The sequence below is a fragment of the Xenorhabdus griffiniae genome, assembly GCF_001028135.1.
GTDB lineage: Bacteria > Pseudomonadota > Gammaproteobacteria > Enterobacterales > Enterobacteriaceae > Xenorhabdus > Xenorhabdus bakwenae.
Genome location: NZ_LDNM01000020.1, coordinates 43,160 through 54,225, shown reverse-complemented (window position 1 = coordinate 54,225; position 11,066 = coordinate 43,160). Strand labels below are relative to the sequence as shown.

At 41.5% G+C, this 11,066-nt stretch carries 10 protein-coding genes, 1 tRNA gene and 2 pseudogenes; 3 read left to right on the top strand and 10 right to left on the bottom strand.

Annotated elements, in window-relative coordinates; translation table 11 throughout:
• Positions 1–42: 42 nt before the first annotated feature.
• From AAY47_RS06680 to AAY47_RS06650, 7 genes and pseudogenes are all read right to left on the bottom strand, one after another.
• On the bottom strand, positions 43–492 hold the full coding sequence (locus tag AAY47_RS06680) for an ATP-binding protein (RefSeq protein WP_047768124.1): 450 nt from the start codon (positions 490–492) through the stop codon (positions 43–45).
• 149 nt (positions 493–641) lie between these two features.
• Positions 642–998, bottom strand: coding sequence for a DUF7079 family protein (locus tag AAY47_RS06675; protein WP_047768122.1), 357 nt, complete (start codon positions 996–998; stop codon positions 642–644).
• Positions 983–1,762, bottom strand: coding sequence for a hypothetical protein (locus tag AAY47_RS06670; RefSeq protein WP_047768120.1), 780 nt, complete (start codon positions 1,760–1,762; stop codon positions 983–985). Before AAY47_RS06670 ends, AAY47_RS06675 begins: the two co-directional genes overlap by 16 nt.
• Before the next feature lie 4 nt (positions 1,763–1,766).
• Positions 1,767–2,321, bottom strand: a complete 555-nt coding sequence (locus AAY47_RS23150) for a PAAR domain-containing protein (RefSeq protein WP_047768117.1) — start codon at positions 2,319–2,321, stop codon at positions 1,767–1,769.
• Between the two features lie 589 nt (positions 2,322–2,910).
• Positions 2,911–5,352: a DUF5906 domain-containing protein gene (locus tag AAY47_RS06660; RefSeq protein ID WP_369813302.1), complete on the bottom strand. Its 2,442-nt coding sequence runs from the start codon at positions 5,350–5,352 to the stop codon at positions 2,911–2,913.
• A gap of 100 nt (positions 5,353–5,452) precedes the next feature.
• A pseudogene (locus tag AAY47_RS06655) lies at positions 5,453–6,667 on the bottom strand (tyrosine-type recombinase/integrase).
• Between the two features lie 193 nt (positions 6,668–6,860).
• Positions 6,861–6,948 (bottom strand) — tRNA-Ser (locus tag AAY47_RS06650).
• 181 nt (positions 6,949–7,129) lie between these two features.
• Here AAY47_RS06650 and tusE point away from each other — a divergent pair.
• Positions 7,130–7,459: a sulfurtransferase TusE gene (tusE, locus tag AAY47_RS06645; protein WP_047768115.1), complete on the top strand. Its 330-nt coding sequence runs from the start codon at positions 7,130–7,132 to the stop codon at positions 7,457–7,459.
• 15 nt (positions 7,460–7,474) lie between these two features.
• Here the strand turns inward: tusE and yccX are convergent, their stop codons facing one another.
• Positions 7,475–7,753, bottom strand: coding sequence for an acylphosphatase (gene yccX / locus AAY47_RS06640; protein WP_047768113.1), 279 nt, complete (start codon positions 7,751–7,753; stop codon positions 7,475–7,477).
• Between the two features lie 222 nt (positions 7,754–7,975).
• Between yccX and hspQ the strand changes: the two genes are divergently transcribed.
• Positions 7,976–8,296, top strand: a complete 321-nt coding sequence (gene hspQ / locus AAY47_RS06635; RefSeq protein WP_200897748.1) for a heat shock protein HspQ — start codon at positions 7,976–7,978, stop codon at positions 8,294–8,296.
• Positions 8,297–8,364: 68 nt separating this feature from the next.
• On the opposite strand, the pseudogene AAY47_RS21650 reads toward hspQ, so the two are convergent.
• Positions 8,365–8,469: pseudogene (locus AAY47_RS21650) on the bottom strand (CoA-binding protein); the annotation flags it as partial.
• Between the two features lie 26 nt (positions 8,470–8,495).
• On the opposite strand from AAY47_RS21650, the gene AAY47_RS06630 reads away from it, so the two are divergent.
• Positions 8,496–8,954, top strand: a complete 459-nt coding sequence (locus AAY47_RS06630) for a methylglyoxal synthase (protein ID WP_047768111.1) — start codon at positions 8,496–8,498, stop codon at positions 8,952–8,954.
• Positions 8,955–8,978: 24 nt separating this feature from the next.
• Here AAY47_RS06630 and helD read toward each other — a convergent pair whose 3' ends face one another.
• The gene (gene helD / locus AAY47_RS06625) at positions 8,979–11,033 is read right to left on the bottom strand and encodes a DNA helicase IV (protein ID WP_047768131.1); all 2,055 of its coding nucleotides are present in this window, start codon (positions 11,031–11,033) and stop codon (positions 8,979–8,981) included.
• Positions 11,034–11,066 lie beyond the last annotated feature (33 nt).

Sequence of the window (11,066 nt, the reverse complement as noted above, 5' to 3'; positions counted from 1 at the left end):
CAGGTATTACAAGCAGGATTTTCTAACCTGAATGTTATTTGATCATTCATGCGGTTGCCCTGGAAGTAATGGTGAAGGTTCTTTTAACCATTCATCTAATTCGTCTACATATTCAGGATCAGGTATTATACTGAAAACAACACTTGGACAAGCTGTAGTTGGTACATCACTGTTAATTGCACCACATAGAGCTTGTAAGTCAGGTTGGTTATCGAAGAATAATTCAATACTAATTTCTGGAAAAGAAACTCTTTCACCCTTTTTATGCTCAAGTAAAAAATCATTCACAAAATCAGTATTAAACCAATGCGAATTAAACTCTTCCGATGCACTTCGTCCGTTAATTCGTCCTGTTAAAGCTAATACAATAGCCTCTAATAAAGTTGATTTACCTGCTTCATTATCACCCACAATAATGTTTAATTTTGTATTTGGAGTAAGCACTAACTCTTTATAAATTCTATACCCGTGTATTTTTATTTTTTTAATCAAAACAATCTTTCCTTTATGTAATTGATAAATTTTAATAAATGATATTTTTCAGAAAACACTAAATTATATAAAACACATCAAATTATACCTATTATTTGTAAAATCACATTAATAATAATTGTAAATATAGATGGCATAAATTGGCAACCTTAATCAACCAGTCTTTTCTTCAAACACTGCCACTCCTTTTCAAAATGCTTCCGTAAAAAACGTTGTCTGATCTTTTCTTTTATTTTTCCTATATTACCTACCGATAACTGTTTTCTCCGTAATTCCTGAATATCCTCCCAAAGCTGTTCACGATCAAAAAAAGTCCATACGGGAGGTACAGGAATAAAACCATTGGTATAACACACCGGAGCCACCCACTCGAAAAAGACCATTTCTACATGCTCAAGTGGAAAATGTTTTGCTACAGAAGCTATATACTCATAATCAACTTCATTATCTACAAAGATGTCAGATAACGCTTCACATAAATCTATATCAGTTAATTGATTGCCCAACGGGTAAATTCCTCTATTTCTTCATCTAAAGTATCAGCAACCACTGAACCAACAATTGCTCCTGCCGCGCTCCCTACTAATACCAAAACAACAGCACAAACGGGAGCACCAGGCCCACATACCGGAGATACAGTTAAACCAGCAAGTGCTCCACCAGCAGCACCGCCACCAATTTGTATACCTTGTTTAATAGCTTCCTTAGGTTTGTTTTCAGCATTCAATACTTCATGTGTTGCTAATACTGCCGTAAAGATAATTCCTACTTTTCCGATAACTTTTAATCGTTTATTTGCTGTCGTGAATTTAGGGTTGTCTCTTGCTGAGGCTTCTATGATCTCATAGTAAATTTTACTTTTTTGATCTGGAGTGAGGTTACTAAATACTTTCCCAAATTTTTTCTGAGAATATTTATCAATAAGCTTTTCAAAAGATGGAGGTGTTTTCTTATGTCTCTCAGCAAAGGCCAACCCCTGTGCTGACGTGAATTTTCTATGTTCTGCCATAATTTGATTACGCATTTCGTAACAAAATTCAGCGGCTTCTTTCACTGAGATTTTTTTTGTACTCACCATCTGCTTAATTTCAGAAACTGATCTTTTAATATTTGAAGTATAGCTTTGTCTGACATTAGCATCGTTAATTACATCGGTAGAAAATTTAATTGAAGCACCTTCTAATGCTGCCACCGCCTTATTTAAAATAGGGTCATTAATAGAATGTTCTTGTTTTCCTGCATATGTTCCATCTACCACTTCATATGTCATGATTTCATCCAATAATTTTATTTAATAAGATTTCTGTCAAGCTTTGTGGAGAACTTTCTTTTTCAAAATGCTCTATTTCAAGTTTTACACACTTATGGCCTGTTATTGATGTGAACATGACTTTATTTTCTTGGTTAAACTCACCATTAAGGACTGAACCATCATCAAGCGTGGCAATACATTTTATGCCGCAATAATCAATATCAGGAGCAACACTAAAACCAATCCATTTTTTTGTTTCTGAGAGTAATTCCTGCGGTTCTGTTTTTCCTGAGGAGGGTGCTGTATTTTGATAACTATCAGGAATGGAGGGAATAAAATTTGCTCCGCAAGGACAAGTACTCTGGCTATCTAAAGTTCCTGCCAATTTAATCCCCATATCAAAAAAGCAACTCACACCACCTACGATAGAAAAGTTGCCTGAGTAGTTTCCACAAGTAACAAGGGAACCTTCTACCGCAGCCTGCCGTCCATAAAATGTAATATTACTGGTTCCTGTAAGAATTGTTCCTTTACAGCTTGTCTTATCCCCTACAGTCAAAAAGTGTCCTATAGCCATACTTCTTTCTCCCTATCTCGATACAATTTTATACTGATAGAACAATTTATGAACGCCATGATATACCAGAAAATTTTAAGAATTCCACTATGAACAAGGATTATTCAATAAAAATGTGATAATTATCAGTTTTAATATAAAATCAAATAATTACATGATTTAAATTTAACGTAATACAACAAATTAAATTCACACTGACGCGCTACGCTTGCCTTCTCCGAGTTACCGGGCTAATAAATTAACCCAGTAACTCAGAGATCTGAAAGATCATCTGCCAGAGAAAACATTTTTACCTACCCCCTCCCTATTAAAGAATTAGTAATAAAACTGTTCACCCTGTTCACATTTGAATAATTTTATTGAAATTCATACTGTTAAAGGGTGGTGAGTTGAAATTAAACTCTTCACTACTCTTCACCCAACCGTTCACCCCCAATCAGAAAAAAGGTGAACAGTGATGAATAGTTGTGAACAGTTTAAAAATAACTATTCACCATATAATGCATTGATATATTTGGTTTAAATTATAAGGTGAACAGTGGTGAACACTTTTTTATTTTCTTTGAAAAATAGCTGTAATCAGAAAAAATTATTCTTCTGGCGGGCTATTCCTTGTCAGTTTTGGCATCCATTCGATTGCAGTATCAAGATTCAGGCTCAGATTGCTACGAATGCCTTGTTTGCTTTTCTTGCGTAAGTATTGCTGGCTGTACTCTGCCAGTGCGCCCGGCATATCCATACCGAAGCGAGTCACAGAAACAGGTTTATTCAAATTATTACCTTTCATATAAGCAAGGTAGGTGTGATAAAGGTACTTACGGGGATTGAACGGCATAATTTCCGCATTGCCGATTAACAGACCATCAGCTTCATGGGAAGCAATAAGATAACCGCAAAAATCGACTAGTGGATCTGTACCACGTTTGATATCCAGTGCCTCCGCAGATTTCTGCTGCTCTGCCAGTAAACGCCTCGCTGATTGTGGATCAGCGAAACGATGCAATAAATGCCGGATAATTACAGGCAACTCTACAGCAATTTTATCCCGCAGGAACGGATCACGCTCATTTTCCGGCACGACTTCGGAAAAATTAAAAATCACCCGACGCCGCGATACTCCACCACTGCGATCACTGAAACTCATGGCATTATTGTTTACTGCCAGCACCACCGCAGGAATGCGGGTTGAATAAGGTTGTTTGTGTTTCGGATCGATAGCAACTTCATCGCCGCCAGTAATTGCCTTGATGCCGGAGCCATCGCCCACATAGCGGGTTTGGTCTGGCAGGATAATCAGCGAATAGCCGACAATCAACGCCCGTTCCCGTGGGTTTTCCAGTGCTGCCATACTTGCGGAAACGGTATTGCCTTTACCTGCCAGCATTGAACATATTTCTGCAAAGATGCTTTTGCCACTGCCTCCGGCTCCTGTGACTTCCAGAAAAAGTTGCCAGTCATAACGGTTCGCCAGCACCATAAACAGTGCCGCTAGTACTCTATATGTTTTGTCTTCACAGTTGGCTGTTGCCTGATTGAGCCAGCGCCAGAACTGTGGAGCGTGATCTTGCAGGTTTTCCCCTGAAACAGGGGAATTGAATTCAACATCATTGGCAAGCAATAACCAATCATTTTTACGGTGAGGCCGGAACTGGCAGGCTTTCAGGTCAAATACGCCGTTACTGAATCCGATTAAGTGACGTTCTGGCGGCTGCATCATGGGAAGCTGTAATTTCAGGGCATCCACGGCAGAGCTGATACCATGTGGCGAGTACGGTAGTTTCTCTTCCATAAAAGCAGCGACCATTTCCCGCCTTAAATCACGGTCACTGACCAGACGCCAGATAATACCGTCATAGTGATAAACAGTTTCCGAAGCGCCATCCAGTGCCAAATCACCGTTATAACGTGCCAGCAATACTTCCCCGCGCTGACTGGCTCCCATCTGACATAGTGTCAATTTTGCAGGCTCGGCATCATTATTAAGCTGAGTAGCTACTTTTTTCTTTGTTGATATCGGTTGATAAAGCCCCTGAGCAAAGGCTCGTTGGGCTATTTCTATACCGTGTTGTTGGCGATAATCGTCCCAATCGGCTTTTAATTCCATAGGCGGTAGCGTTACCCATCCGTTAATCGCTATGGCGGTTTTCTCTGCTGCAACCTTGCCGATATTCTTTTTCAGCCTGCCATTTTTGTCTCGTTCTTCCGGTTCGTACCAGTCGTTATCGGCGGCAATGATGATTTTCGCGTTTGGAAACTGTGCTCTAACCTGCTCGCCAACAATCAATAGGTTACTTTCATCAATCGCTGCCAGTACCACGCCTTTATGTAGTTGACTGACAGTTAAAGCTGTGGCGTAACCCTCGGTAATGATGATTGTGTCCGGCGTTCCGGTAATTTCAGATACCGGGATAAAACTGCCTTTTTTCTGCGAACCGGAAACAATGCGTTTTTCGCCGTTCGGCTTGATGGTCTGTGCGCCCGTGATTGTGCCATCCAGTGTCTGAGTTACCAGCAATAAAGAGCCGTCTTTTAACAACCGCTGATTAGGGCATTGCAATCCCTTTTTCACCAGATATTGAGATTCACCCGTAACAGCAGTGGCAACCAGTGCCGTGATGCGTTCTGCGATCGGTTTAGAGTTATGAATCGGCATTTTGGTTGGTATGGATTCTCGCAAAGGCAATGCCAGAGCATCTGCAATAATTTTTGCAGCCTCAAAAATCGAGATCCCTTTAGTCTTTGCCACTAAATCCAGTCCATCACCATAGTTCGGAACGTCACACTGGCGGCAATGCCAATTTCCGTGATGATGATCATCGATAAAGTGGAAGCGATCAGTACCGCCACAGACAGGGCAAGTGCCATGTTTACCCTTTGCCGGAATATCAATGCCACAAGCAGACAGCAGCTTTTCCCAGTGATACATGGCGGATTTTTTTACGGTTTTGATAAGTTCGAACGGTTTTTGTTCGTCTGTTTTATCTGAATATGTAAATTTGGGGTGAGTTTGGTTAGACTGTGTATCAGCCATCGTCGTTACCTCGTATAACGGTTTGGTTAGACGCCTCAGATGTGTTCGAGCACTCTGGGGCGTTGCTTTTTATGTTATTTTTCTTAAAAAATTTCTATCGTTATGCCCTTTTGCCAAATTTCCCGATCAGCACATTTTCGCCTCGTTCCAGCATTTCCATATAATCCGCATACCATTGCAGCATTTCCCTGCGACCATCCAGATATTGAGCGTGGTTGTAAGTGCCTCGAATGCTGTTTTTATCGACGTGCGCAAGCTGTTTTTCAACCCATGCAGTGTTGAAGTCTTGATCATGCAGGATGGTACTCATGGTGTGTCGGAAGCCGTGGCCTGTGGCTCGTCCTGAATATCCCATACGGCGGATCATGGTATTTGATTGCCATATCAGATATATGCTTTCTGTAGTCTGTTCGACTTGGAAAAACATACTGATAACTGCCGCTGATAGGCTGAATCTGCTTCAATAAATCGATAACTTGCTCTGATAACGGCACGACATGAGTACAGCGCATTTTCATTTTTTCGGCGGGAATTGTCCAAACAGCCTTATCTAAATTAATTTCTGCCCATTCAGCTTTGCGAAGTTCTCCCGGACGAACGCCCGTTAATATCAGCATTCGTAAAGCCGTTCTGACTATCTGACTTCCCATATATTTATCAATAGAGCGAAGAAATTCAGGTAAGTCATCTACTGAAAGGTGAGCGTAGTGTTCGCGTTGATGTGGGATAAAAGCACTCGCTAAATCGGGAGCTGGGTTATATTCGGCTCTGCCCGTAATAATTGCATATGTCCAAACTTCACCACAGCGTTGGCGGACTTTCTTTAGTTTATCGGTGGCGCCTCTCTTTTCCATAATAGAAAGGAGGTCTAATAATTCGAGGGGTTTTATTTCAGCAATCGGGCGATGACCAATATAAGGGAAAACATCTTTTTCGAATGCGTCCATCATATCTTCACGTAACCAACAGACCACCTGTCTTTTCTTCCCTCGTACCATTCACGCGCAATGCTTTCAAAGGTGTTACTGATTTCTCCCTGAGCTGCAAGTTTTTTCTGTTTTTTATCTTGGTTGGGATCAATACCTTCGGCTATCAGTTTCTTGGCTTCATCACGTTTTCTTCTGGCCTCTGCCAGAGTGATAAGCGGAAAAGTACCAATAGCGAGTAACTTTTCTTTTCCGGCAATGCGGTATTTCAGTCGCCAGTATTTAGAACCGGTTGTCTTTACCAGCAGATATAAACCGCCGCCATCTGATAGCTTAAAATCTTTATCTTGGGGTTTTACTGTTTCAACTTGTCGGACTGTTAGTTTCATATTTCTAGCATCCTTGCCCCTCACAGTAACGGGGGTATTTTTTTAGGGGGTACAGAAAGTTACCGCTATATATACCCCCTGACTGGGGTACATTGCAATAGATGCCAGTAGACGTTAATAGCGCTTTATTTGGGAGTTTTCGTTGATTTTACTGGGGAAAGTAGACTTTAAGAGATGCTGCTGGAAGTGTAGATGGCGGAGGAGGAGAGATTCGAACTCTCGGATGGTTTCCCATCGGCGGTTTTCAAGACCGCTGCCTTCAGCCGCTCGGCCACCCCTCCGCAATGCCGAGCACTATAAACATCACCGTTCCCAATGTAAAGCATTTGTCTGTTCAACTGCCGTTAATTTATTCACAACACTGTCTTTTGGTCTATTTATTCAGCATTTTTGGTAATCCTTCTTGGGGATAGTGGTGATTTTTGCTAAATTGCAGCCATCGTTATTGGATGGTAAAAAGTTATGTTGGTATTTGAAAGTCGTGAGATCGAAACTGATGCACAAGGTTATCTAAAAAACTACCGTGATTGGCAAGAAGCCATGGCTCCTATCATTGCCGAGCAGGAAGCAATCGCTCTAACCGAACAGCATTGGGAAGTTATCCGTTTTGTACGTGAGTTCTATGAAGAATTTAATACTTCACCCGCTATTCGTATGCTCGTCAAAGCGATCGCCCAAAAATATGGGGAGGAGAAAGGGAATAGCCGTTACCTCTATCGCCTGTTTCCCAAAGGGCCTGCAAAACAAGCAACAAAAATTGCAGGCCTTCCCAAGCCCGTCAAATGTATTTGATTTATTCATCCGCCGCTAATGGCGGATGCTAAAATCATTCATCTCTTCTACGTCACAAAACTGAGATTGAAAATGTTCTATTTTGGCACCAGGAGGCCCACCCTGCTCTAGCCAATGTGTTAACATTTTGATTTGTCCATCATTGCCACAAGCGACAATCTTTACACTCCCATCATTCATATTACGAACATATCCCACCAGCTTATTTTTCTTTGCCCAATGGTAAGTGTGATAACGGAATCCAACTCCCTGTACCTTTCCATAAACATAAATAGTCATGCTGCATTTAGTCATCGTTATATTCCTCCCAGATAAGATGGTAAAAACGTTGAAACCCACTTTTGTTATTGTATTTTATATACGCAACAGCTAACCTGAAATTATGAGATGGTGATCACATGCCATCTTGATTTCAAAAATCATGCAAAATTCCGGCTACCGTTACCGGGTGTGCGCTTGAAATTTACCTGACTGCCCTTATATAAGTGTCATTGCAAGGTTTCTTTGGAGGTGGCTATGATGATCGCCAGCAAATTTGGTATCGGCCAGCAAGTACGACATAGATTGCTGGGTTACTTGGGTGTTATTGTAGATATTGATGCTGAATATTCTTTAGAACAGCCGCAGGAAAATGATATTGCATCTAATGCTACCTTACGTTCAGCGCCGTGGTATCACGTTGTGATGGAAGATGATGATGGTCAACCTATCCATACTTATTTGGCAGAAGTCCAATTGACTTACGAAACATCAGATGAACATCCAGAACAATCTTCTCTGGATGAGTTAGCCGAATCTATCCGCAGTCAATTACAAGCTCCACGACTACGCAATTAAATACTTTTATTACCGTTATCCAATGCATAACAGTAAGGTGGTGAATAATGAACCCATCGCCGCCTTATTCACTTTTCCATCCCCAACCGCAGGATTTCAATTTTTGGGCAACGATCCATCACAACATCTAACCCTTCATTTTCTGCCAATAATTTTGCTTCTTCATTGATAAATAATTTATTCATATAAAGGTATCGCTATGGAATCAACTGTTCGCACTTTAGCTGAATCGAAAAATATTGCGCTTGTCGCACACGATCATTGTAAAAATTCCCTGCTGGCCTGGGTTAATACCCATAACACTTTGTTAGCAAAGCATACTTTATATGCTACAGGAACGACGGGGCATTTAATTCAGCAGAAAACAGGGTTGCCTGTAACAAGCATGTTAAGTGGGCCAATGGGAGGTGACCAACAACTCGGTGCGCTGATTTCGGAAGGCGAAATCGATGTCTTAATTTTCTTTTGGGACCCTCTGAACGCGGTTCCTCATGATCCTGATGTTAAAGCGCTGCTACGCGTGGCAACGGTTTGGAATATTCCTGTTGCAACAAACTGTTCAACAGCCTATTTTCTCATCAACTCAGCACTTTTCTCTCAAGATATTGATATTTGCGTACCAGATTATCAGCACTATCTCAATGAGAGATTGAAGTGATTTCAACAACCATCAGGGTGAAATTTAGGGCTTACGCTGAATCGGCACGCCCAATTGCGCCAGTTGATGAATGAAAATAGAAGGGTTTTTCAGCTTCTGCATGAGCCAAACCTGCTTTTTTGCTCGCGTCAATGCGACGTATAACAGACGGCGCTCTTCCGCATCAGGGAAATTTTCAGGTTGTGGTAATAAAACTTGTTCTATCACAGATTCCCTTTCCGGCGCCGGAAAACCGTCTTTTCCCTGTTGCAATCCCAGTATAATGACATAATCCGCTTGCTGCCCTTTAGCCGCATGAATTGTCATAAATTCAATCTTCAAATTTGGCCAACGCGTCGGTGCTTTTTTCAATAATTCAGGTTTGAGATAGTGATAGCGAGCCAATAATAGGATGGTTTCTTGTCTGGTAACATAACCACTCATTTTATTAAGTAGTACCTCTAATTGCTCTTCCGGTAAAATAACAACCGTTTTTTTATTGCCTTTTGTCAGGCTACTGAGAGGCTTTTTTAATTGATAAGGATTTTGCTGCACAAATTGGTTGGCAATCTCCCTAATACGGTCATTAAGACGATAAGTCGTATCCAGTGCACATTCAGCTACTTTATCAAAGTAGGTTGAAAATGCTGTCGGTAACGATAATTCAGGGCCACTGAAGCGATAGATTGCCTGCCAATCATCTCCCACAACAAATAAATGACTTTGCCTATTTTGTGCCTGCAATGCCGTTAATAATTTGACCCCCAAAGGAGAAATATCCTGAAACTCGTCCACCAGAATATGTTTCCACGGGCTGATAAATCGACCTTTCTGTAAAATATTCACCGCCTGATGGATCAAACCAGAAAAATCGACCGCGTCCTCAGATTCCAATGCCGATTTCCAGGCTTTCAGCAAAGGTGCCATCAGCCGCAGACGCTTCTGAAATGCATCAATATAAGCAGCAGGTGCCTGCTCAAGCATCTCTTTTTGACTGCCACCCTGCATACGCATTAATTCCAGCCAACCTTCTAAACGAACCGATAAACGAGTCGTCAATGAGCTATCATGCCAATATTCACCTTCCGGCAATTGCCAACCCAATTCTGCATTCAACCATTCTCGCCAACCTTTAGCCTGTGCTTTTTTTTCTCCGCACTGTTTTTGCCATTCCTGAATGAGAAAATCACGGCGCTTTTGCAGATTAATTTCCAGCTCGCTAATTTTGGAGGACTTATTACTGCCTTGCTGAATAATATGCAATGCCAGAGCATGAAATGTTTTGGCTTTTATTTCCTGGGTTCCCAAACGAGCCTGAATACGTTCATTCATTTTATCAGCAGCCCAGCTATCGAAAGCCAACAACAAAATTTGCTCTGGAAGTGCGTATTGACGTAACAATAACCATCCTGCGCGCGCAATTAAAACAGCGGTTTTTCCACTGCCCGCCCCCGCTAATACCAGAATATTTTGTTCACCATTCATCACTGCCTGACACTGAGAACGATCAAGTGGTGACGCTTCTATTGTCTGGAAAAATTGTCCATATTGCACCCGCATATGATCAACCCATTGCCGGTTCAGCGTTTGGATTATTTTTTCACCTTCCTCTGACCAATCCAGACAAATCTTATAATTGTCACGACAATTTTCAAATTGTGCGACTCGTTGTAATGGCAAAGGTAAAGCCTGAAATGTTTCCTGAATTTGTTGCTGCACGGAAGCTAAATCAGTCGTTTTCAGCCAACGATTCTGTTGTTTGATTTTAGCTATATCATTTACTTGAGCTGCCAAAACATCAGCACTGACTTCGCTCATGGCGAGGCTCCATTTTTGCCATTCTTTTAAGAGATAATGGTAAAAACGTTGTGTTTGCTGCCATTCAGTGCCATGCAGGCGAACCACTTTTCCTTCTGGCAGTTCAAATTCCAGTTCCCCCCAAACAATCCCTCGCTTACACTGGATCCCAATTAATTGATTAAATGGGATAAGGTACTGGTGCTTATCACCGCTAATTTCAATGCCAGCATTAAGTAGACGTACCCGATTATAAGGATGCTGCGCAAGGCGTTGGCCGATTTGCGTTGATTTTAGTTCTATTGTCATGGCACCGTACCTGAAAATTGTTGAACT